The organism is Actinomycetes bacterium, from assembly GCA_022599915.1.
GTDB lineage: Bacteria > Actinomycetota > Actinomycetes > S36-B12.
Genome location: JAHZLH010000040.1, coordinates 1 through 22,689, shown reverse-complemented (window position 1 = coordinate 22,689; position 22,689 = coordinate 1). Strand labels below are relative to the sequence as shown.

Sequence of the window (22,689 nt, the reverse complement as noted above, 5' to 3'; positions counted from 1 at the left end):
CGAAGTACCGCCTCTTTACGTAGTCGACTGCGGAGGGCATGAGCAAATGAAGCAGGACCCTCCGCAACTGACGGTCGTCACTGTCGTGCGGAATGATCCGAAGGCACTGCGGCTGACGCTCGCGTCGCTACGAGAACAAGACTTGCACGACGTGGAGCACTTGATCGTTGATGGTGCCTCCACAGATGACACCGGGCAGGTAGCCGTCGGCGCTGCGGCTGACTACGGCGCTCGAATGATCAGTGAGCCGGACCAGGGTGTTTACGACGCCATGAACAAGGGGATCTCGCTAGCACATGGCTCACACATTCAGTTCCTGAACGCTGGTGACACCTACACCAGCAGTGACGAGTTGGCCTGGGCACTAGCCCAACTGCGAACTGGAACAGCCTGGCTGCGAACCCGCGTCCGATTCGTGGATGAAGATCGAAACCCCACCCGACCACTGGCCGCAGCGGCTGTCGCTTTCACAGACTTCGCCTGGGGTCGGCAACCGGTCTTCCACCAAGGTGCCTTTATGGCGCAGCGGTTACTTAGCGATCTCGGTGGCTTCGATACCGACCTGACCATCGCGGCTGATTTTGATCTATCGCTGCGGGCGTTGGCTGCAGGGGTCACACCGCAGGTGAGTCACCGGGTGACTGTTGACGTAGACGCTGCGGGGTTAAGCACCGAGGAATGGCGCAAATCGCTGTGGGAGATGCATCGCAGTCGCACCAGTGATCCCATCAACCTGCCACGGGGACGCAGCTGGTCGGCAACCGCGGGTAAAACGCTGGAGACCGGAGCTCGGCGAGGTATTCGCAAGACTGCGGACGCCGTGCTTGGGCGAGAACGGGTATCCCGTTGGCGCAGTAAAGGGGACGGCGGATCCGGGGACAGGGAATAACCGTTGTTCTGAGCCGGCGGCGATCAGGGGGCCGCAATAAGTGGTGCGCTGGTGCTAGTGAGTTCGCGTGATGGGGGGATCTGCCGGCACCGTCCCGGCCGCTAGCCACTGACCAGCCAGCGGTTCCGGGATGTCGGGGACCGGGAAATGGGGGTCGGGTCGCATCCGGTTGGTCGCTTCCAGGTTGGCGTTGCGGTACGGGTCGTTAAGGATGTCGTTCGACCACATCTGTTTCAGGTAGTTGCGTTCGAAGCCCAGGAATGATGGGCCGCGGCTGACCGACTCCCGATGTAGTAGCACCGCCGCAGGGCAGTAGACATTTACGAGTCCAGCTGCGCGCAGGCGTAGGCACAGGTCGACGTCCCCGGTGTCGTTGGGGATCAGATCCTCGTTGAGCCCGCCCACTGACCAGTAGGTCTGCTTGCGGATTGCTAGACAAGCCCCGGTCACGGCGAGGACCTCACGGGTGTGGTTCAGCAGGCCGGATGCTTCGAGCACGTCGGGGTTTGCCGCTACAAAAGCATGTCCGGTCCCGTTCGCTCCCAGTCCGACCAAGCCAGCATGTTGCACCGTGCCGTCGGGGTAGCGCAGTTGCGGCCCCACGGCACCAACACCGGGAAGACTGGCGAGGCTGATCAGTTGGTCCAGCCATCCGGCCGATATGACTTCGGTGTCGTTGTTGAGCAGCACCAGGAACTCACCTTGCGCGGTGGCGGCAGCCCGATTGTTCATACTGGCGAAGTTGAACTCACCGGGGTGGCGCACTACCTGGACGTTTTCTTGCCTGGCGGCCTGATCAATCACAGCTTGCGCTGCTGGATCGCTGCTGTCGTTGTCCACCAGCAAGATTTCCAGCTGCGGATAGTCCGTGTGATCGCGGATGGAAGCCAGACAGGCGGCCAGGAGTTCGGGGCGGTCCCGAGTGGGGATGATGATCGACACAGTGGGGGCAGGCTCGGAAATCGGAAAGGTCATCGGATTGGCGGTAGCCGCTTCAGGTGGCGGCCAGTTGCGGGCCGCACAGAATTCCGCCAGAGCAGCCTTGGGAGGGGGAACGACACCATGATCCGTAGCTGATTCTGATCGCTGTTGGAAAAGCAGTTGTGGAATGTGCACTACTCGATCTGCTGGGTCGCGACTAGCTAGCAACGCGACTTCCCATCTAGTGGCCGCTGGTGAAAGGTCAGCTGCCCGATCATTGCGGAGCACCAGGCTCCTACCGAGGTAGTTCTGCTGCAGCAGCAGCAATGGCGACCAACCGGGTCGAAACCGTGGTGCAGCGACCGGCGTCCCTTGCTCGTCAATCAACCGATCATCGGCATAGATCAGGGCTGGGGCTTGTTCGTTGGACTGGCGATCCCAGTGCCGCCAGCGACGCAGCTCTACGAGTGCCTGCGGCAAGAGTCGATCCCGACCATCAACCAGAATCGTGAGTCCTGCTGGTTGCTCACTGGCGAGCCTTCGCCGGTCATCGCTGGGGTCGGCGGCGATGGCTACCTGTGCGGCGTGACGGCGCTGGAATCGCTCCGCTACCGTCACAACTTGCTCGTCGAGTGCTCCGAAGATGCGAACTTGCCAGTCGGCTGTGAGTTGCCAACTGACACTGGCGAGTGTTTCGAATAGTTGCTCAGCGGTCGAACTCCTTGCGTCCACTTCAACGGTCAGGTGCAGGTCTGCGGGAAGCCCGGCGTTCACCGCACGTAATCCCGTGTAGTAACTCAACAGTCGGCTGCGGTGTTCCGCAAGATCGCTACCCGGTGCCAGTGCGGTCGATGCCGGCAGTGCGGCGTATCGATCTTCAAGGCGGGGGACCGCCCGACGACCAAACCAAATCATCTTGCCGAGCGCTCGGCGCACAAGGTTAGCCATGAACCGCCACCCGACGGCGGGTCGGTCGAGTCGGGGCTGAGGATGGCGCCTTACTCACATCGTCCTCCGGTTTCGCTCGTCTACTCTTCCGGAAACGGGATGAGCAGCCCAGCAGCCTCACTGTATCGACCGGGAACCCACCCCGACGGGATTCCGCCGCAGCCGAAACCTTGCACCCCACCGGTGGCGGTAGAGTCGGCGGGTGCAGATCTTGAGCGTAGTGGGTGCCCGACCGCAGTTTGTGAAACTGGCTCCGGTAGCTGCTGCCCTGAACCGAGCAGGCGCCCAGCACGTCATCGTGCACACCGGACAGCACTACGACGAACGCATGTCGCAGAGTTTTTTTGACGATCTCACTATTCCGGTTCCAGATCTCAACCTCGAGGTGGGTTCTGCCGGCCACGCCAAACAAACCGGGCAGATGATGGAGCGGCTAGAACCCGCATTGGCTGAGATCAGACCCGATTGGGTACTCACCTACGGTGACACGAATTCCACTCTGGCCGCGGCCATTGTGGCCGTGAAACTGCAGTTGCCGCTGGCCCACTTGGAAGCGGGGCTTCGGAGCTTCAACCGCGCGATGCCAGAGGAACACAACCGAGTCCTGACTGACCACGCATCGGATTTGTTGTTGGCCCCCACCGAAACCGCGATGGGTCATCTGGCAGCCGAGGGGTTGGCTGGCCGCAGCCAGCTTGTTGGCGACGTGATGGCCGACGTGTGTTTACAGGTCGCGCGCTCGGGGCAGTTGGAGCTACCCGATGGGGTTAGTGCGGAGCAGCCGTACATCATGGCCACTATCCACCGAGCGGAGAACACTGACTCTCCTGAACGGCTGCGAGCCATCGTTTCGGGATTGCAGTCGCAGCCGGTCCCGGTTGTCCTAGCTGCTCACCCCAGGCTGGTGAGTAAGTCCGCAGAACATGGGATCGAGTTATCTGCGGGTGCAGTGCGCACTATTGCGCCCTACCGCTATCCACAAATGGTGGCGGCCGTTGCAGCAGCTGCGGGAGTGGTGACCGACAGCGGTGGTTTGCAGAAAGAGGCCTATCTGCTCGGTACTCCGTGCACCACAGTGCGCACCGAGACCGAGTGGGTGGAACTGTTGGAGACGGGTTGGAACACGCTCGATCCGCAGATCCAAAACCCGCAGCAATGGCTCTATCCAGCGCCACAGAATGTCGATACTCGCGATCTATACGGGGATGGGAAAGCTGCTGAGCGAGTAGCAGCAGCGTTGCTGGAGACGTAGCCGGCAGGCTCAAATGTGCCGGGCTTGGGGGCAGGTGACATTCGATGGCCGGGACTGTTGCTAGAGAGTATTGGGTCGAACCGTACAGTCATACATAGCGAGGAGGCAGCGTGAAGATCACTGTTGTTGCATTGGGCAAGATTGGCCTACCCCTAGCCGTTCAGTTCGCCCGATCGGGACACCAGGTCATCGGCGCCGATGTCAACCAAGACACGGTCGATACGGTCAATAAGGGGTTAGCGCCGTTTCCCGGGGAAGCGCACTTGGACGACTATCTGGCAGAGGTGGTGGCCGATGGTCGGTTGCAGGCAACCACCGATACCGCAGCAGCAGTACGGGAAAGCCAGGCAGTGGTGGTCGTGGTTCCGCTATTCGTCGACGATGAGGGAAATCCTGATTTCGGTTGGATGGACGACGCCACCAAATCCATAGCGGCCGGGCTGCAGCCAGGAACCTTGGTGTCCTACGAAACCACGCTGCCCGTGGGCACCACTCGGAATCGGTTTGGGCCCATGTTGGCTGCTGGCTCCGGTCTCCAGCCCGGCACCGACTTCTCACTGGTCTTCTCCCCGGAACGGGTACTGACCGGCCGAGTTTTTGCCGATCTACGTACCTATCCGAAGTTGGTGGGTGGCGTGGATGCCGCGAGTACTGCTGCGGGTGTGCAGTTCTACCAAGACGTCCTGCAATTTGATGAGCGACCGGACCTCAGCCAAGGCAATGGGGTCTGGGATCTGGGCACTGCCGAGGCATCGGAATTGGCAAAATTGGCCGAGACCACGTACCGCGATGTCAATATCGGGCTGGCCAATCAATTCGCACGGTTTGCCGACGCGAACGGGATTGACGTCGATCTGGTCATCGAGGCGTGCAATTCACAACCCTTCAGCCACATTCACTCCCCGGGTATCGCGGTCGGTGGCCACTGCATTCCGATCTATCCCCGCTTCTATCTGTGGAACGATCCGCAAGCGACGATCGTGCGAGCAGCCAGAGAGGCCAACGCGGGCATGCCGAACTATGCAGTTGACCTGCTCGCGCAAGTGCATGGGTCACTGGCTGGGCAGCGGGTGGCAGTGCTTGGCGCCAGTTATCGCGGCGGAGTCAAGGAGACGGCATTTTCCGGGGTCTTTTCGGCAGTTGCTTCCTTGAAGGATGCTGGCGCCGAAGTCGTCGTTCACGATCCGATGTACACAGATGAGGAACTGCGATCATTGGGCTTTTCCCCCTATACGTTAGGGGAGGCGATTGATGCCGCCGTTGTGCAAGCGGACCATGTTTCCTACCGTGATTTGGTGGCTACCGATCTGCCGGCGCGCACCATTTTGGACGGTCGGCGGGTGTTGGCGGCCGACCGATTCCCGCAGGCCACCGTGCTGGCACTGGGCCAGGGAGCTACCAACCCATCAGCCGGATAAGTTCTTCACCTGACGAGAGCGCATCGAGCGGAGCAAGTTCTTCACTGAAGCGACGGCTCATGGAATTTGTTGGATTTGGGTCGACGCTAGTGGCGGCCTCACGGATTGCCTGGACAAGGTTTTCGTCGTCTCCGACGACTGGTCCGGCAGCTAGCTGGTCAAGTTTCACATACGTCCCTGGATCGGTGTCTTCATAGAACTGTTGGTCGGGGGCGTAGTGAATGACTGGGCGCCCAGTCCAGCCGAAATCGACGATGACGCTGGAGTAGTCGGAGATCAGAATGTCTGCCGCGAGCAGATAGTCGGCTAGCTGGCCTCGAGGTCGCACTCCGCTTGCGAACCAGCGCAGATCGTCGGGAACGCCAGCAGTGCGCCTCCCGGTCGCATCGTCGTCGTGCTCCCGAAAGAAGAGATAGAAGTCGGACCCTAACCCGCTGGCCAATTGATGAAGGTTGGGCACGCGGAATTCCGGTGCGATCTGTCCTGATCGTAGAGCCGGCAGGAACAACACGACGGTGCGATCTGCCACGTCCCACCTGCTCCGGAGCAAGGATCTGCGTTCGTGTGCCCCGGGGGACACGAGCGTGTCTGTGGCGGGAGACCCGCTGGCCACTAACGTCATCGAGGAGCCGTACGCGTCTCGCAGGCACTCGGAGGTGTAGTCACCGGAGGTCACGAGGTGGGTCCAGGTAGGTGGCTGGCCGGGCGGCGTGATTCGCGGAAGTGGGACGCCGTGCCCCAGTTGTAGGAAGGTCCGCCCGTCCGGATTAAACGGCAGCCAGCCGTTGTCTACCCAGACGCCAGATGTGGCCAGTAGGTCGATGTAGCGTCTCGTGAAACGAGGGGCGGCCAGCGTTCCTGTCGGCCGGCTGAAGATGGCGCTGTGGTTGCCCGACCAGGCCTGCACGAACTTGGGTCGATGGCGGCGTAGCGCCTCGGACAATCCCCAAGGCGCACCGTCAACTCGTCGACCTGCGAATGATTCGAAGAAGACATGGTTCGATCGTGGTCGACTGCGATGATCACTCAGATAGTCGGCGGCCTGTGCTTGCGTGAGTTCCTCGAAGGGATCTCGGGTGGCCACGTCAGGGTAGCGCCGTCGGTCAACGCGCTCCGCTAGGCGTTCCCGCCAGTTGGCCGTTGTTGACCTGCTCAGCACGATCTGGGTGTCCTCGGCGCTGATCTGCCATTGCTGCGCAGCAGGATCCACGGGCGAGACGTTGAGCGATTGAGCTGGCCGCAGGCGAACTCGCCAGTAGCCGGGTCCGCCGACATGAAAACCGGCGTATAGCGACAACGTCGTCTCACCCCGGCCGAAGGTGTGGTTGAGATCCTTGGTGGAAATGTGCGAGTTCCACGTGCACCGATCGCCCTCCTGGTTGACCACCGAACCGAGGGGTTGATTCCAGAAAGTGCCGTCCAGTGGGTTCTGCAGTTGCAGTTCGGCAGCGCTATGGTCCCTCATGTCGACTCGACCGGGGGATTCGACCGTTACGGTGGCCGCGAAGCCATCGCCATCAGGTGTCAGTTCGATCCAGCCGCGCGCGGGCAGCAGTCCGCCAGGTATCTCGGTCAGTCGGTAGCTGTCTACTCGGTAACAGTCATTTGGTTCGACGGGGACATCGGGCGGTATGACGTAGTCACCGGCCGAAGTACTGAGGCGCTGCCACTCGATCAACATCTGATTGAAATGTGACCCTGCCGCCTGTTCCGCCTCGGTGAGTCGATCGGCTAGCAGGCACTGCAGCATGACCCAGCGATTCAGCGGCAGACCGTCGAAGACTTCCTCCGGGATGTCCGTCATGTAAGCGCGGGTCAGCGATACCAACAATTGCCGGTATTCGGCCGAGGTGTTTTCCAGGTCCTTGACGTGGATTCCGAGATCGTGAGTCAGGAACTTCTTATGCTTCGTGAGCAGCATGTCCTGTCGGCCATGTTTGGCCAGTACTTCGTCGATCTCGCGGTTAGCTTCGAACCTATCTGACAGGTTTTCGATCGTAGACTTTCGTTGGGTGATCGACTTCCGATCTGATGTGGACCATCGCCGCCAGTTGGTCACCAGCGAGGACGTGATGGCGACAGTATCGGCGGCCTGGTAGCACTTGGCGGTGAAGATTTGGTCTTGGTAGTAGATGTCCTCTCGAAATCTGATGTCATTGCGGTCAAGGAACGCCTTTCGGTACAACTTCGAACCGCCGATGGTGTCGCGCAACATCTCCGGTAGTTGCGCGAAATCTGTCACAACCCGCGATCTCAACGTCACCCCGGGCATCCATCGGTTGCGTTCGCCGGAGTCCATGTCGATCCGCAGTACCCCACCGATGACCAGGTCAGCCTGTGCTTGTTCGCCAGCGGCAAGCAGACTTTCGCAGCCCGTCTGGCGAACCTTGTCGTCACTGCCAATAGCGACAACCCAGGGCGCGCGGGCAGCATCGAATCCGGCGTTCAACGGACGACCAGGTTTGCCCGCTCGATCGGGCAAGGTAATGACTCGGATCCGCGGGTCTGCTGCCGCCAGTGATTCGGCAACGGCAGAGGAGTCGTCGGTACTGCCGTGATCAACAACGATGATCTCGATGTCAGTCAGGGACTGCGCCATGGCTGAGTGGACTGCATAAGGGAGCCGCTCAGCGTCGTCTTGACAGATGATGACGACGCTGACGGCTGGCGTTGCGGTCACGATTCGTCGACGAACTTCTTGGCCCGGGTGAGATCTTCTTCGAAGTCCACCTCGACGGCATATAGATCAGAAATATCTACGGGCTGGAACTGGGCATTGTCCTCAGCGACAGCTACCTCGATCCCGCGTTCGAAGTAGTCGTTATCGTCGACATCTCGCAGCGCCGAAATCAGCATGGCCTTTTGCTTGGCTGAAACGAAGTTGATACCGATGGCTTCGCCGAGTGGATCAGTCACCCGCTTGGAAAGATCACGAATGTTGCCTGACTCGTCAACGGTGTATTTCACTTCTTCATCACCGACCGCCGCGGTGTTGACGCAGACGAAACTACTGTCCTGTTCCATCAGCGGGATAACCCGTTCCAGGATTCCGACGTGGAAGACCACGTCACCGTTGAGCCACAGCACCCCGCCCTCAGCCGAAAGCTCCAACGCTCGCAGCAGGCTCTTTGAGGTGTTGGTTTGGTCGTAGAGCTCGTTGTAGGCGAACAACACATCCGGGAAAGCTTCCATGATGAGGTCTCGCTTGAAACCGACGACAACTGTTATTCGAATGCCCGGCATAGCTTCCCGCAGTTTTGATATCTGCTGGAACATGATCGAGTGACCACCGCTCAACTCGGTGAGCGGTTTGGGAAACGGACGACCGAGTCGAGTCCCCATTCCGGCGGCCAGAATAACGACTTGTCGGCTCATAGTGCTCCCAGATCGATGTCTCGTCGCATGCTATCGCCCAACCCGGGCAGTTCCGAGGGATGGTGACTGCGACTCGCCCGTGGCGGAATTTCCGGTGAGGTTCGACTATTCCCGGGGCCCGACCACGGTGTGCCGGGCGCAGCCTCGCCTCCGCTAGAAGTTTCTCCAGCCAACATCGGCTGATCAGTCAGTCGCTGGGAACTTGCTCGGCGCCAATGGCGCGGTAAAACTCCCGCATGGCCTGCTGGTTGTACCTCACTGGATCGAACTCCCGATAGGGGACCTCACCCGCCAGGAACGCCCGCATCCCGTCGGCAACTCCGGCTACTGAACGAGGAACGATGAGACCATTCCCGTCCGGCAGTGCACTGCTGCTGCTGGAGAAATCAGTCGTGACCACGGGAACACCGACAGTCAAAGCTTCCAGGATCACCATGGGCTGCCCCTCATGATCACTGGAGAGCACAAAGCAGTCCGAGCCAGCTAGCGCCGGGTAGGGGTTTGCTTGGAAACCCGCCAGTTCAACACAGTCATCCAGTCCCAGCCCGGACACCAAGTCCGCCAGGAAATCAGCGAGCGGCCCAGTACCTATGATGATCAGTCGCGTATTCGGATTCTCCTCGTGCACCTGGGCGAATGCTCGGATGAGACGTTCGTGGTTCTTTTCGGTGGACAGCCGCCCGATGGTCACAAACGTTTGCTCGTTTTCCCGGCTAGGTCGCCAGCGCCACGGCGGGCCTTCGGCCGCTGGGTCGGGTTCACTCGGAGCCGCCACTAACCGCAGCACCTTCTCGTGGTCCATGGTGTTGTGAGCGAATGTAAAGGAGTCGCGAGGTGCGTAGGTTGCGAGGTTTTCCGAGTTGACCCGGGCCAGCTCCTCGGAAACAGAAACCAGGTTGTCGAACATCCGATAGGTCGTAAATACGCTGTGAAGTTTCTCGAACAGATGCTGTTCGCCATGCACCTCTCGCCGCGCATCCGCGTACATATCGTTGTGTAGCCAGACGCTATGACTCTTCGCTTTGCCTTGCAGCAGGATGAAGTCCCACAGTGGTCCGTAGCCACTGAAGTCAAGAATGTAGTCGAACTTCGCATCGCCAAAACAGCGATGCCACTCGTCTTCGAACAGTTGGGAGAGCGGGAACTCTTGGCTGGGGATCTCGGAGTCAATACCGCGGCGCTGCAACCGATCTCGGCGGGCGTGGGCAACCTTCGAACCGTTCATGCCGCCGACCCAAGGAAGGTGGCGGACGTGCGGTTCAATCGCTGCGATGTTCCGGGCCTGGTCCGGCTTGTGTGAGAACAGGTAGAAAGCGGAAACATCGAAGCGTTCGTAGTCGATGTTCGCCAACAAGTTCAACGCAGAAGTGGATATGCCATTGGGCTTGAGCGTTCCCAGGTAAATCAACACTCGCTCACGCCCGTCGGAGGAGATGTCGACAGCTCGATCGGATCTTTGGCCGCGGAAGATCGCGTCCACCACCCGACGGGTTACCTCGCCGTCCTCATGGGGGGCGAATCGGGCAGTCCAGTCTGCCCGGCGGGCATGCCATTCATCTGAAGTCTGCTCGCCATAACCGCTGGCAATCGAACCAACGACACTGGCGAGTTCGCCAGCTGACTCTGCGATCGGGCCGGGCAGCTCGTCGATGTTCACATATAGCCCGCGGCTGTCTTCGTAGTTGGCACGATCCGGGAGATAGAAGGCGATCGGCCGGTCGAGTGGCAAGTAGTCCATGAAGATGGACGAGTAGTCGGTGACGAGGACATCGGCAGCGGCTAGCAGCAGGTTGGTGGGGATGCTGTTCGGCACCAACTTGTGCTGCAGGTGCCCCGCAGTTGCAGCAGCTGAGTGCACCACTTGGTGGACCTTGCCCACGGCCCCCCAGCCAGCGGGCAGCCCGCGTTCGATCTCGGCTAGTGCGCTGGCCACATCGGCCGAACTGTCGGCGGGGTTGTAGAAGGATTCACCTCGCCAGGTTGGGGCGTAAACCACCAGTCGGTCGGGCACCGCTAGCCCTGCGTCAGCGAGCAGCGCCCGAGCCGTCTCGCGTGCGCCCGGTTCAGTTTGCCGGTCAGTACGTGGCAGTCCCTCTTCGAGAATCACCCCGTTGAAGATGTTGCGCAGCCGGTAGTCCTCGGCGTACATCTGCTGGGTCATGAATGGCCCTGAACTCAGCAAGTAATCAGCGGCGACGAAGTTACGAACGATGTTTCGGGCCCCCGCAGCTCCGTTGGGCAACGAGTACCCCATCTTTTTCAATGGCGTGCCATGCCAGGTGTTGATGTAGATCTGGCCCGGCCGCTTGCTGAACTCCTGCGGGAAGGTTGCGTTGTTGACCAAGAATCCGGCCGTAGCCAGGTAGCGGGAGTAGGAGGTCGACTTGTGCTTGATGAACTTCACCCGAGGATGAGACCGGTAGGCCGCAGGTATGCCTGGGTCGCTGGGGTTGGTGACCGCCCAGACATGTGACAGATGCTGGAAATCCGGGTGGTCGAGCAGATAGCGAAAGATAGCTTCCGGGTTGCAGAGCACGCCGTTCCCGGAAAACGATTCGTACAGCACCGTGTCGGACCGAAGGGGCCTGCGACGCCAGACCGAACGAAGTTCCGCGCGGCCGGCCCGTCGCAATCGCCGCGCCAATCGCGAAACGCGATCAGATCGACTCATGGGCACTCCTTCGAGAACATCAACCGCGTCTCCAGATGCGGCGTCTGATGGTCGGTGAAGCCGGATCCAGAACGAACTTGGTACGTTCACCATAGGGTGCCATGTGGATTCGGGTGCTTCGACACTCCACCCTCGATCTATGCCTGGGAGATGGAATGGGCGCTGACAGCGAATCGCTGGTAATGCCGATTGCCGAGAATGGCCTCTTGCTGCACGTTGGCGTCTTCAAGACGGGCACAACCGCGCTGCAGGATGCGCTGCGGCACAGTTCCGAAGTGCTAGCGCCAGCCGACGTCTTATACCGGGGTCCGCACTCTTGGCGATTTCAACCACTACGCGAGCTGGCAGCAACTCAGAATCCAAGTTGGACATCTTTAGTGGGTGACGTGGTCGCGCACCAAGGTCGCGCCATGGTGAGCAGTGAAAATCTTTGTGGCTGCGATGACGCTGAGGCGCGGTCGGTGGTGGACCAATTAGGTGCTGGTCGCAGCACTCGGGTGCTGCTAACGGTGCGCTCGCTGGCTGCCTTGTTGCCGTCCACCTGGCAGCAGTTCCTCAAGCGGGGAATGAGCACTCCCTACGCTGACTGGCTTGCTGAAGTGCTGGCGGATGCCCCGGCGGGGAGAGGAGCCTTTTGGCGGCGCAATGACTTCGTCACCCAGGTCAGGCGTTGGGGAGATCTGGTGGGCACGGCAAACGTCACCGTCGTCGTGTCGGACAAAGCGGAACCGAATCGACTGCTTCGATTAACGGAGCGGCTGTTGGCGTTGGCAGAAGACTCACTGCACTTTCGTGAAGACTCCCGCAAGAACGAATCACTCTCCTTCCCAGCCGCAGAATTGCTGCGGTTGGTCAACGAAGCCACGCATGAGACGCTGACTCGGGATTACTACCGCAACTTGGTGCGGCTGGGAATGTTCCCGGCAACTAGCCGGGCGGACTCCGCCAGTGACCCGCGAATTCCAGTGCCGCAGCCGGTGGCGGAAGAGATGACCCGCCTCGGCAGCGAGCAAGCAGAGCAGCTGGCCGGCTCGGGAGCGCAAATTGTGGGTGACTTGTCCCTGTTGGCCAGCAAGCCTTCACTCGTCGCGCCAGATGCTGCCCCGCCAGTCAGTATCGCGCTTAGTTCTGCCGCTGCTGCGGTGTCAGGTGCGCTGCTGGCAACGGAGCGGCTCGGGAACCCCGCTCCGGATTCGCAGCGAGTTGACTCGCAATGGCGGCGGATCAAGCGGCGCCTGTCGCGACCGCGCTAGCGAACTGCGGATTTACCGGCCCCCGGCACCCTATGATCAAGCCATGCCGTGCCCTGACCTCAGTCCTGCGATAAGGCCAAGGCGCAGCGGTGTCTGAAATACGTGATCTAGTCCGCCGAAGGCGACTGTTGCGGCTCATGGCCCGGCAGGACGTCAAGTCGTCATTTCAGAACTACCGGCTTGGTGTCATCTGGGCGCTGGCCGAACCGTTCGCCTTGGCGTTGCTGATTTGGGTGGTCTTCTCGTTCATTAGATCTGGGCGGGCGGAATCGATCGGACTAGATCCGTTCGTGATCTACATCGTGACCGGCCTGCTGCCCTTCCAATGGCTGGTCAGGTGCATGAATAAGGGCCCCAAGGTGTTCAAGCGCTACGGCGAGATGCTGATGAGCAGTCCGCTACCGGTGTGGGTGTGGCCGATACGCGTCGTCAACGCGGCTGGTGCTGAGTTCCTGATCAGCATTCCGGTGATCTTTGCACTAATGATCCTCTTCGGCGCATCGATTACTTGGGGTATCGCGCTGCTGCCGGTTGCGATCCTGGTGCAGTACCTGTTGGGTTCCGGTGTTGCGATGCTGGGTGCAGCGCTTGGTCTTCGAGTGCCGGATGTGGCCTACCTGTTCACGGTCATGTCCAGGGTGCTGTTCTGGACTAGTCCGATTCTGTGGAACGGGAAAGATTTCCCAGAGCCCATTCAGGCCTGGCTCTACCTCAACCCCTTTCACTTCGTCCTTGACCTGTATCGGGCGACAATCTGGCCCGAGGCACTGCCAACTTTTCGAGACGCGATGATCTCGATTGTGGTCATTGCGGCGATCTTCATCACCGGCAGCGTCTTGCTGAAGTTGCGGGTGAATGAGGTTCGGAGGCTGGTGTCGTGAAGCCACTCGTGAACCTCGAGGACGCCGGTGTGCAGGCGCTGCGCTCAAAGAATCGAAGGCGGTCCCGCAAGAAGATTCCGATGGTGATGGGCAAGGGTGAGTTTCGGGACTACTGGGTCTTTCGGGGGGCGACTGCGAAGATCCAGCCTGGCGAATGCGTAGCCCTATTGGATCCTAGTGGTGGCGACCGAGCGACATCGCTCACGCGACTCATGGCCGGTTTGATCACGCCAGATGAGGGCTCTGTCCGCCGCCGCGGCGAAGCGCTGATGCTGACCCGTCCCACCAAGCGCAAACTGAAATCGCTGAGCATTGGCCAAGCGGGGCGGATGCTCGCTGGCATCTATGGCATGACGGATGCGCAGGTGGATGCTCGGATTGATGACGTGATGGAGTTGGCGGGCTTGGCGGAAAAGCCTTGGCTTCCAGTAGAGGAGTTGGACGGTAGCCAACTGCGTCAGTTGAGTTTCGCAGCTGGCACTTCCACGGATGCGCGGTTACTCGGCCTGCAGAATATGGCAATGGTTGGGTCCGTCGAGTTCAAAGCCCAGTGTGTGCCAAGACTACGAGAGTTGATGGCGGATGGGGTCGCGCTGATTTTGGACGACAGTGACCCGTTGCTGGTTTCGACACTGGCGTCACGCGCCCTGCTGATCCGCCGCCGCAAACTCGTGCCGATGACCACAGTCGAAGCTGTCGAGTTGCTGCGGAAATGGGCCCAGGAGAATCGCTTTGCTCGAAAAGAGAAGAAGCGGCTGCTCCAAGAGGAAGACGATGATGACGATGACACAACCTTCATGTGAGTCGCGGTGGCTGCCACAAGTGTGATTTCGCTGTCGACGTCCGCTACGGTCGCCGCGGCGCTTGCCCAGGTCGCCCAGGAACTAGGCCATGGAGATGACCCAGTCCTGGTGGTGTCAGATCAGGTGCGGCTTCCGCCGGCTGCCGTGGCCGATATTGCGGCTCCTCGGCCAGGTGGAAGTTCCGCACTGACCGCTACTCCCGGCGCTCAGGCCGAACCAGACGTTCGGGTACTGCACCACCGGGTGGTGGATGTGGTCACTGATCGGCACAGCTGTTCAGCGGCGGACGCGCAGGCGATCGGGGTGCTGCGACTAGCTGCTGCCGATCGGCAGCGAGCAGCAATCGCGCTTCAAGCGGCCGCCGCAGAACTGCCCACCGAGGTAATGCCAGAGCGCTGTTTTGCCTGGCTAGTGATAGTCCTGGTGCGGGCGGGAATCCCGATTCGGGCCGAACCCGTTGATCCATGGCCGTGGTCACTTCAGGTTGAGCCGCCACCACTCACTGCCCAAGAAGCCGACCGGATCAAGTTGACTCGGGCCACGAGAGCTGATGACGGCGTGTACTCGCTAGCGGTGCTGCGGCGGTTAAGTAAACCGCTCAGCCGCTTCGCTGCTGGTAGGGGTTGGTCTCCCAACGCGATCACCATCGTTTCCCTGATCGTTGGGCTGGTCGCTGCACTGAGTTTCGCGGTTGGTGAGCGGTGGGCTCTGGTGCTGGGAGCGGTACTGCTGCAGGTGTCGATTGTGATCGACTGCTCGGATGGTGAAGTAGCCCGGCTGACTGGCCGCTACAGCACCGTTGGCGCCTGGCTGGATGCCGCCACCGACCGGATCAAGGAATACGCCGCCTACGCCGGACTTGCTGCGGGTGCCTGGGCTGCTGGCAGTGACATTTGGTGGCTTGCCGGGGCCACCATGACGCTGCAGACCGCTCGGCACTTGAGTGACTACACGTTTCATCAGGTCCAGGTTCGTCGAGAGACTGCCGGGATCACGCGGCCGCTGTCTGACACGGCCGATACTGGCAACCAATATCGAGGAGTTGTCGCGGTCGCGACCAACCTCAACCGCCGCCCGTTGCTGCGCAGCATCAAGAAGGTCATCTTTCTGCCCATTGGTGAGCGTTGGCTAATCATTTCGGTCACCGCCGCTTTTCTCAGCCCGTGGTGGACGTTCGGCGTACTGCTAGTCCTGGGTGCACTCTCGGCCTGCTATGCCCTGGCTGGCCGGTTCCTGCGGACGAGGAGTTGGTCGCGCACTGATGTGGGAGCCGACGTAGTGGATCCGCAGTTGGATGCTGGTCCGATCACACTGTTGCTGGGGAGATTTCCGGGTGCCGGTTGGGCTGGTCCGTTGTTCGTGCTCGGCATGGTTGCTTGGCTTACGGCCTTGCTGACCCTGCCTACGGCACTGTCGGTGGCAGCCTTGCTTGTCGTTGCGGTACTGCTCCCCTCAGCTAGCCGCTGGCTTGTCGGATTCCGGTTTGGCTGGCTGCTGCCGTCGGTGTTTGCTGTGGTGGAACTAGCGGGCTGGCTCGCCGCCACTGCGGCGCTCGATCCGCAGCTGGCTCCGTGGGGCTTCGCCGTGGCCGGGGTAGTGGCATTCCATCGGTACGATCTGCTCTACCGGGCGCTTGCGGGTCTGCCGGCACCCGGTTGGGTTCGAATCATGTGCGGGGGAACGGATGGGAGGCTAGCGGTCATGGCTGTGCTAGTACTCGCGGGGATGGTTGTCTTCGGTATCGCCCTGCCGATCTTGGCCGGTGTGCTGGCAATAACCGCCGTGGGAATCGCATCGCTGCAATGGGTGCGGCAAACCACGCTCACAACTGCGGGGAATGCCCGGTGAGTTCAGTTCCGCGTGATCGCGTTCTGCTCCATGTCGGCGTGCACAAGACTGGCAGCACTGCACTCCAGGCCGCTCTGGCTGACGCGCGACCCGAACTCAAGCCACTTGGTGTCATCTACCCGGGATCTGCGAACGCTCATCACAATGCTGCCCGGGCAGTCGCCGAGCGGACTTTCGGTTTTGGTGATCAGGCGCAGCTACCGCAACCACGACAATGGCGCCAGCTATGTCGGAGCATTCGTCGACATCGCGGTCGCGCAATCGTCAGTAGCGAGTTCTTCGGCCAGATGGCGCCGAAGAACATCGCGAAGGTTGTCGATGGTCTTGGTGGGACGCGAGTACACGTGTTGATCGTGGTGCGACCCCTCACAGAATTACTGCCCAGTTCCTGGCAGCAGTACCTGAAGGGGGGGCTGAAGGTTGGCTACGGTGAATGGTTGCAGGCCATTTTGGGTCCAGGGCACTCGCCGTACACCCCGGGCTTCTGGTCAAGGGCGAATTTTTCCAGAATCATTCGTCAATGGACCTCGGTGGTACCTCCAGAGCGAATCACCGCTGTAATTCTTGATCCGGATGATCGGCAGCTCGTGGATCGAACGGTAGCGGAGCTAGTCGATGTTCCCGCTGGAGTCATATCTCGCAATTACGAGGGCGGACCCAGCAACCGTTCGTTGACCGCTCCGGAAGCAGAACTGCTGCGACAAGTAAATCTCTTGGCAGCTGGTTCTATTGGCTGGAAAGCATACTCGGGGAATATCCGTCGCGGTGCGGTTCGCATTATCGTGGAGAACCGACAGCCACCGGCTGACGAACCCCGGATCAACACGCCGCAATGGGCGCTGGATGAAGCCCTGAAACGGCAACGGAAGGATCTGAACCGGCTCCGGCGCTCGGGGGTTGATCTGCGTGGCCCAACTCGGCGGATGTTGGAAGCGCGAACTGGGGCTGATCCAGTCGAGGTCACTGAATTTCCGGCGGATCTCGCGGCCATGGGCGTTGCGAGCGCGGCGGGCTGGCGCCCTTAGCGCAGCCTGCGGCTGCTGACGATGGCCAGCGCGTGTCCAACGGTGGCCAGCAGCGACAGTGGCAGCAAGAGGATCAACAGTCCGCGGGTTGCGACCAAATCACCTAGCAAGAGATCTAGGAGAGCCGCAGCGAGAATCAGTATTGTCATCTCCACCGAGTGGTAGATCCGGTGAAACGGGAAGAACCGAACGGCCCGCCGCAGCGTCGCCATTGTCCCGGTGCCAGGCGACGTATTCTCGCCGGTGTCGGCCAGTTTGGGCAACTCCGCTGCGTAACGGGTGGCCTCGGCCATATCGTTGAGAGCTTTGTTCCACAGCAGTATCACTGCGAGCAGCACGCCGGCATAGGCCCATGGGTTGGCGACATCCAGTTCGCCAGCAGCGCGCAGCCCCAACGCGATCGGAATCAGTGCCTCGGTGGTGTAGTGGCCGATCTTGTCGAGGAAGACGCCCTTGGCTCCGGTGGTGCCCCGGACTCGTGCCACCTCACCATCACTGGCATCAACCAGCATTTGCGCCTGCGCCAACAGAGCGGCAAGGAAAGCCCCGGGAATACCGGGGATCAAGAGCGCCGCGGCTGCCGCCCAGCCGACCACCATCATCAGGATCGTGACACCGTTGGCGCTGATCCCGGTAGGTAGCAGTGCCCAGGTGACGTAGGGCGACCACTTACGCAGATACAGCGAAGCGCTCCAGTGCTCAGCAGTGCGTCGTCCTGTGATGCTGTCAGGTTGACCAATTCGACGGATTTCTGCCACGGACATGCGGTCTGACATCAGCGCTGTCCCTTGCTGAGTGGCATGTGCCCTCCCGCGAACCGTTGGCTATCGGATGAATCTTCGCAGATCGTTGCTGGAGCCAGCGATGGCTCCCTGGGTACTTCGATGTGACGGCGAGCTACTTGAAGGCCCGCTGCAGGACTTTCTGCGCTTGATCGGCACATCGGGTCGGTGCAGTCGGTCGCGAGAGTGCTGACTTGCCGGCGGAGAAACCGACAAGTGCGGGCCGCCCGAGGTTGTCGGTCAGATCGAACCATTCACTCCACCGTTGCTGTGGTGATCCGACCACTCCCAGGACTTCTCGATTCGGCCACCATCGAGCCGAATACGACAGCGCCACTCGCTCCAAGTGTCCGGTAGTAAGCCGCGTGAGTGCCTGCCCCGTCGGACGTGGCAGCGGTGTAATCGCCGGCTGCTCGGCCTGCCATAGCGCCAACGGGACAGCCACGACCGCGGCAGTGCCGGGTACGACACTGCCATCGGCAGTTCGTACGGAGACGCGGTCGCCGTCGATAGTCACAGCACTAATCGGCGTATTACGAGTGATGTTGAGCCGGCCAGCCAGTAACTCTGGCACCCGACTAAAGCCACCGGTGACCATCGCGTCGCCACCGGGATAGTCATAGCGACCCTCGCTCAGTGCTCGCACGCCTAGTTGCTGGGGTCCTAACCCGTATTCCTGAGTGATGAGTGAGTTCAGCAGGTAGCGGCGCCGGGGGCCGGTCGTGTCCCAACCGGCTCGGCGCAGTGCGTCAATGACGGACCAAGCGGCCGGGTAACCACCCTCTTCGAGTTTGGCCAGTAGCGAGCGCAGTCTGCGGGCGGGTCGGAACGACGTGATTGGTCTGCCATCGCGGGTCCGCACGGAGAGATCGTTGTAACGGGTCTTGGCGAGACCGCAACCGGCTCGCCGGACCAGGTCTGTGACCGGGTTGCCGGTCACACCGTGAACCCACGTCGCGCCCATTTCGACGGGTACTCCCCAGTCAGCCACGGTGTGGATGCGCCCGCCGACCCGGTCCCTTGCCTCAAAGATTCGAACTAGGTGGCCGCGATTCTGCAGGTACTCGGCCGCAGCCAACCCGGCCATCCCGGCCCCCACAATGATGACCGGCTGGTTCCGGCTCGGTGGGCCCAGTTGTCGATCAAGTAGCCGCGCGGCCCGGCGCCCTGATCGGTACGCTCCGTGCACCGTCGCCGGGTAGTCCGGGTCGGCGTATTCGCCGGCCAGAACTAGGCGCTGCTCAACGACGGTATCGGCAAGAACCCGACGGACACGCTGGCTGGTGCCTGCGGGAATTGCCGAGTAAGACCCCAAAGACCAAGGATCGCGATCCCAGGCACTGACGAGCGCCTCATCAGTGGTCCGCAACGCCCGCGAACTGACAGTTCCACGGGAACAGGCAACCGCTCCAGCAGCGGCTGTCAATCCTAGAGCGAGGACTGATCGTCTGCTGAGGTCGGGGACGGTGTCGGACTGGTGATGCAAGGATCCTCCGGTGCGACCGCAGTTTCAAGACGGTCGTCACTGATCACGCTACCTGGCAGATACCAGCAGCAACACCCACTGCGGTCTCGCCGCAGCAGCTGGTGGTTTCGGGTTTCGTGTGGGAGGTGCGTAGGTGCTACGCGCTGCGCGGCCGTTCCCAGCCGCGGGTAGCGGGCTGCTGCTTGGCCTCCATGTCGGAGCGAGTCCGTGGACTCGCCCAGCAGAATCCGCCAGTAGCTGCTAGCGCCGACCGTCGGAGGCTAGTCCAGCCCACCACGATGGCGAATGAGAGGAGTCCCCAGCCACACCTGTCGAAGTTCCCTGGCCCTCCGGCCCGCGATCTGTCGATTGAGGGCGCATCAGGGGCTACACCGAGGCATGCTGACCACATGGATCCGCGAGAATTGCCGAAAAAGGCCATGAGAAAGGCCGGTGACAAGGCTGAAGAGGTGCTGCGCAGCCCAACCACGGCCGAGCGAGTCGCTGGTGTCGAGGATTGGTGGATCAGTCGGCGCTACTCAGCAAGGGTGGAGGACGGCACGTTGCGCGGCGTCCAGTTGGTTGTACATCGCGGTTGGGTATCGCAGGGCGTGGCCCGGGTTCATTTGCGTGTCGTTGAAGCGCCACAACTTCCCGAGGATGGCGATAGTTCCTTGAACTATCTGCGGGTGATGAATACCAATCTTCGGCGCCATGTAGTGCTGCCCTTCCCCGGAGTTCAGGTTCAGATTCGGATGGGTGATGCCATGGCTGAGGCGGTGACCGACCGGCATGGTTTTGCGGCAGCCAAGGTGCCAGTCGGTGATGTGGAGCCGGGCTGGCATCAGGTTTCAGTGAACACGGTGCCGGAGGAGGAGGGCTTGAGTGAGTTCAGTGACACCGGTCGAGTCCTGCAGCCGTCGCCCCGATCGCCGTTCCTGGTGGTGAGCGACATTGATGACACGGTGTTGCGCACCGGCCTGAATGAGGGTTTCGCTGCGGTTCGCCGTACGTTGCTGGGCAATGCGCATTCCCGATCCCCGGTGGACGGGATGTCCTCGCTGTACCGGGGGCTGGAGCGTGGCGTGGTGGATGACACTGGTGAACTGCCTCCTCGGCCGCCGTTCTTCTACCTATCGACGGGGAGTTGGGCCTTCTACGAGATGCTGGTGCAGTTTCTGCAGCTGCGCGGCTACCCGCGCGGGCCACTTTTCCTCACTGACTGGGGTCCTACGGAGAAATACCTGCGCAGGTCAGGGGTGGGGCACAAGAAAAAGACGCTGCGACGATTGCACGCTGGCTACCCCGACCTGCCGATGGTTCTAATTGGGGATGCCGGACAACACGACGCCGACACCTACGTCGATTTTGCCCGGGAGCATCCAGAAGCAGTCAAGTGGATTCTGATCGTCAAGGCGGGCGAGAAATCCGAGGAGCGGATGGCTGAACTGCAACGTCGGATACCGGACCTCCGGGAGGAGGGAATCCCGATTTTGGCGGCTGACAATGCGCTGGAGGCGGCCAACGATGCGGTGGATATGGGTTTGTGCGACGAGGTGACCATCGAGGAAGTCGAGACCGAGATTGGTGCGCTGTTCTAGCCTGCCCGGTTGCGGCTAGAACTCTGACGTGATGATCCAATCTGCCTGAGTTGCTGGGTCGTGTTGGTTGAAGTACTCCGATTCCTGTTCTTGCCACTGTGGCCACCACTCGTCAACGGGAGGCCCAGGTCGATGCTGCAGCCGTTCACTGCGAAGTGATTGCGTTGCTTCTAGGTACAGCCGGATCTCGGCCTGATCACCGAGCGCTGGGTGTCCTGCTCCGACGCCCTCAACGATCAAGGCGCTGACGTTAGGCAGTTCGCGCGAAGCCCCGTACCGTCCTTGAGTCCAGTCAAATACTGGGTGCCGGATGGCTTGCCCAGTTTGTAACGGGTGCACTAGCCAACTCCGGAGATTGTCCGCCAGTTCGGGATCGAGTAAGCCGTCCCAACCGTTGTAGAGATCATCCATGGCGATGACGGCGGTTGGGTATCCCAATTCCGTTAGCCCTGTGGCTAGTTCGGCAGCGTAGGTTGACTTGCCCGCACCGGCAGGCCCGTCGATGGTGACGAGCAGAGCGCTATCTGCCTGCGGTGATCGACGAGTCAAGTCCGCAGCAATCTGCTGCGGCTCGATCGACCAGCGATTTGCTGGCGCGGTAGTACCAGCCTTTGAGGCTGCGTCATCAACTCCGCTGACATCGGGCACATGCTTGATCTTGCCAGGCTTTGCCGGAATCGCTGAGGGCTCAGCATTGATTGATCTTTAGTGCTGCCGCTGCGACCTGCTCGTGTCTTTCGCTGCTTCGGGAGGGCGAGGAAACTGGTAGTGCAACTGACGCGGACCTGACGCAGCATCCGATGGCTAGTCAGTCGGACAATGCCGCCGCGACCACTGCGCGAGCCTCCTCTTGAATCCGGGTGAGATGTGCGTCATCAATGAAGCTTTCTGCATAGATTTTGTAGACGTCCTCGGTGCCAGACGGGCGGGCTGCGAACCAGCCATTGTCGGCGGTGACCTTCAGACCACCGATCGGCGCGTTATTCCCCGGCGCATTCGTCAGGATCGCGGTGATCGGTTCCCCGGCAAGTTGGGAGGCTGACACCTGATCGGGGGAGAGTTGCTTCAACTTCGCCTTTTCTGCTCGGGTCGCCGGAGCATCCACCCGAGCATAGGTCGGCCGCCCGAACTGCTCGGTGAAGGTGTCGTAGATCTGGGAAGGGCTGCGACCAGTCTTGGCGAGGATCTCAGAGGCCAGCAGCGCCAAGATGATGCCGTCTTTATCGGTAGTCCACACCCCACCATCGAACCGCAGGAAGGAGGCACCTGCCGATTCCTCACCACCGAAGCCAATCGACCCGTCCAACAGCCCCGGCACGAACCACTTGAATCCCACGGGGACCTCAACGAGGCGCCGGCCTAACGAGGAAACGACTCGGTCAATCATCGATGAACTGACGACGGTCTTGCCGACTGCGGCGGCTGCTGGCCAGTCGGAACGGTTGCGATAGAGGTAGTCGATGGCCACCGCCAGGAAATGGTTGGGATTCATCAAGCCACCGTCTGGAGTGACAATGCCGTGTCGATCGGAATCTGCATCGTTGCCAGTGGCGATGT

17 protein-coding genes are annotated in these 22,689 nt (G+C 60.9%); 9 read left to right on the top strand and 8 right to left on the bottom strand.

Going from position 1 to position 22,689, the window contains the following annotated elements; genetic code table 11:
• A partial coding sequence (locus K0U62_06970) for a glycosyltransferase (protein MCH9801254.1) occupies positions 1-889 on the top strand: 889 nt, incomplete at its 5' end.
• A gap of 54 nt (positions 890-943) precedes the next feature.
• Here K0U62_06970 and K0U62_06965 read toward each other — a convergent pair.
• Complete coding sequence (locus K0U62_06965) at positions 944-2,758, bottom strand: glycosyltransferase family 2 protein (GenBank protein MCH9801253.1); 1,815 nt, start codon at positions 2,756-2,758, stop codon at positions 944-946.
• 202 nt (positions 2,759-2,960) lie between these two features.
• Between K0U62_06965 and wecB the strand changes: the two genes are divergently transcribed.
• Positions 2,961-4,010 (top strand): UDP-N-acetylglucosamine 2-epimerase (non-hydrolyzing), encoded by a 1,050-nt coding sequence (gene wecB / locus K0U62_06960; protein ID MCH9801252.1) that lies wholly within the window; start codon positions 2,961-2,963, stop codon positions 4,008-4,010.
• 110 nt (positions 4,011-4,120) lie between these two features.
• Positions 4,121-5,428, top strand: a complete 1,308-nt coding sequence (locus tag K0U62_06955; GenBank protein ID MCH9801251.1) for a nucleotide sugar dehydrogenase — start codon at positions 4,121-4,123, stop codon at positions 5,426-5,428.
• On the opposite strand, the gene K0U62_06950 is transcribed toward K0U62_06955, so the two are convergent.
• The 3 genes from K0U62_06950 to K0U62_06940 form a co-directional block, all read right to left on the bottom strand.
• On the bottom strand, positions 5,406-8,108 hold the full coding sequence (locus K0U62_06950; GenBank protein MCH9801250.1) for a bifunctional glycosyltransferase family 2 protein/CDP-glycerol:glycerophosphate glycerophosphotransferase: 2,703 nt from the start codon (positions 8,106-8,108) through the stop codon (positions 5,406-5,408). The two genes, K0U62_06955 and K0U62_06950, sit on opposite strands and share 23 nt — an antisense overlap.
• Positions 8,105-8,803 (bottom strand): NTP transferase domain-containing protein, encoded by a 699-nt coding sequence (locus K0U62_06945; GenBank protein MCH9801249.1) that lies wholly within the window; start codon positions 8,801-8,803, stop codon positions 8,105-8,107. The genes K0U62_06950 and K0U62_06945 overlap by 4 nt, the downstream gene beginning before the upstream one ends.
• A 187-nt stretch (positions 8,804-8,990) precedes the next feature.
• Positions 8,991-11,474: a CDP-glycerol glycerophosphotransferase family protein gene (locus tag K0U62_06940; GenBank protein MCH9801248.1), complete on the bottom strand. Its 2,484-nt coding sequence runs from the start codon at positions 11,472-11,474 to the stop codon at positions 8,991-8,993.
• 155 nt (positions 11,475-11,629) lie between these two features.
• Between K0U62_06940 and K0U62_06935 the strand changes: the two genes are divergently transcribed.
• The 5 genes from K0U62_06935 (at position 11,630) to K0U62_06915 (ending at position 17,284) form a co-directional block, all read left to right on the top strand.
• Entirely contained in the window at positions 11,630-12,727 is a 1,098-nt protein-coding gene (locus K0U62_06935; protein ID MCH9801247.1) for a hypothetical protein, read from the top strand.
• Positions 12,728-12,816: 89 nt separating this feature from the next.
• Positions 12,817-13,608 carry an ABC transporter permease gene (locus tag K0U62_06930; GenBank protein MCH9801246.1) on the top strand — a complete coding sequence of 264 codons (792 nt, stop codon included), beginning with the start codon at positions 12,817-12,819 and terminating at the stop codon, positions 13,606-13,608.
• Positions 13,605-14,411, top strand: a complete 807-nt coding sequence (locus tag K0U62_06925; GenBank protein ID MCH9801245.1) for a hypothetical protein — start codon at positions 13,605-13,607, stop codon at positions 14,409-14,411. The genes K0U62_06930 and K0U62_06925 overlap by 4 nt, the downstream gene beginning before the upstream one ends.
• 6 nt (positions 14,412-14,417) lie before the next feature.
• Positions 14,418-16,259: a CDP-alcohol phosphatidyltransferase family protein gene (locus K0U62_06920; protein ID MCH9801244.1), complete on the top strand. Its 1,842-nt coding sequence runs from the start codon at positions 14,418-14,420 to the stop codon at positions 16,257-16,259.
• Positions 16,256-17,284, top strand: a complete 1,029-nt coding sequence (locus tag K0U62_06915) for a hypothetical protein (GenBank protein MCH9801243.1) — start codon at positions 16,256-16,258, stop codon at positions 17,282-17,284. The genes K0U62_06920 and K0U62_06915 overlap by 4 nt, the downstream gene beginning before the upstream one ends.
• Here K0U62_06915 and K0U62_06910 read toward each other — a convergent pair.
• Together K0U62_06910 and K0U62_06905 are read right to left on the bottom strand one after the other, a co-directional pair.
• Positions 17,281-18,048: a CDP-alcohol phosphatidyltransferase family protein gene (locus tag K0U62_06910; protein MCH9801242.1), complete on the bottom strand. Its 768-nt coding sequence runs from the start codon at positions 18,046-18,048 to the stop codon at positions 17,281-17,283. The genes K0U62_06915 and K0U62_06910 overlap by 4 nt on opposite strands.
• A 133-nt stretch (positions 18,049-18,181) precedes the next feature.
• Complete coding sequence (locus K0U62_06905) at positions 18,182-19,552, bottom strand: FAD-dependent oxidoreductase (protein ID MCH9801241.1); 1,371 nt, start codon at positions 19,550-19,552, stop codon at positions 18,182-18,184.
• A gap of 389 nt (positions 19,553-19,941) precedes the next feature.
• On the opposite strand from K0U62_06905, the gene K0U62_06900 reads away from it, so the two are divergent.
• Positions 19,942-21,132: a DUF2183 domain-containing protein gene (locus tag K0U62_06900; protein ID MCH9801240.1), complete on the top strand. Its 1,191-nt coding sequence runs from the start codon at positions 19,942-19,944 to the stop codon at positions 21,130-21,132.
• Between the two features lie 15 nt (positions 21,133-21,147).
• On the opposite strand, the gene K0U62_06895 is transcribed toward K0U62_06900, so the two are convergent.
• Positions 21,148-21,780: a hypothetical protein gene (locus tag K0U62_06895; GenBank protein MCH9801239.1), complete on the bottom strand. Its 633-nt coding sequence runs from the start codon at positions 21,778-21,780 to the stop codon at positions 21,148-21,150.
• A 160-nt stretch (positions 21,781-21,940) separates the two neighbouring features.
• Positions 21,941-22,689, bottom strand: a 749-nt coding sequence (locus tag K0U62_06890) for a phosphoglucomutase, alpha-D-glucose phosphate-specific (protein MCH9801238.1), incomplete at its 5' end; no start/stop codon positions are given.

What these genes read in the sequence shown, in the direction of transcription:
- K0U62_06965 (MCH9801253.1), bottom strand. Translation starts at nt 2,758, where the DNA reads ATGGCTAACCTTGTGCGCCGAGCGCTCGGCAAGATGATTTGGTTTGGT.
- K0U62_06900 (MCH9801240.1), top strand. Translation starts at nt 19,942, where the DNA reads ATGGATCCGCGAGAATTGCCGAAAAAGGCCATGAGAAAGGCCGGTGAC.
- K0U62_06910 (MCH9801242.1), bottom strand. Translation starts at nt 18,048, where the DNA reads ATGTCCGTGGCAGAAATCCGTCGAATTGGTCAACCTGACAGCATCACA.
- K0U62_06935 (MCH9801247.1), top strand. Translation starts at nt 11,630, where the DNA reads ATGGGCGCTGACAGCGAATCGCTGGTAATGCCGATTGCCGAGAATGGC.
- K0U62_06940 (MCH9801248.1), bottom strand. Translation starts at nt 11,474, where the DNA reads ATGAGTCGATCTGATCGCGTTTCGCGATTGGCGCGGCGATTGCGACGG.
- K0U62_06945 (MCH9801249.1), bottom strand. Translation starts at nt 8,803, where the DNA reads ATGAGCCGACAAGTCGTTATTCTGGCCGCCGGAATGGGGACTCGACTC.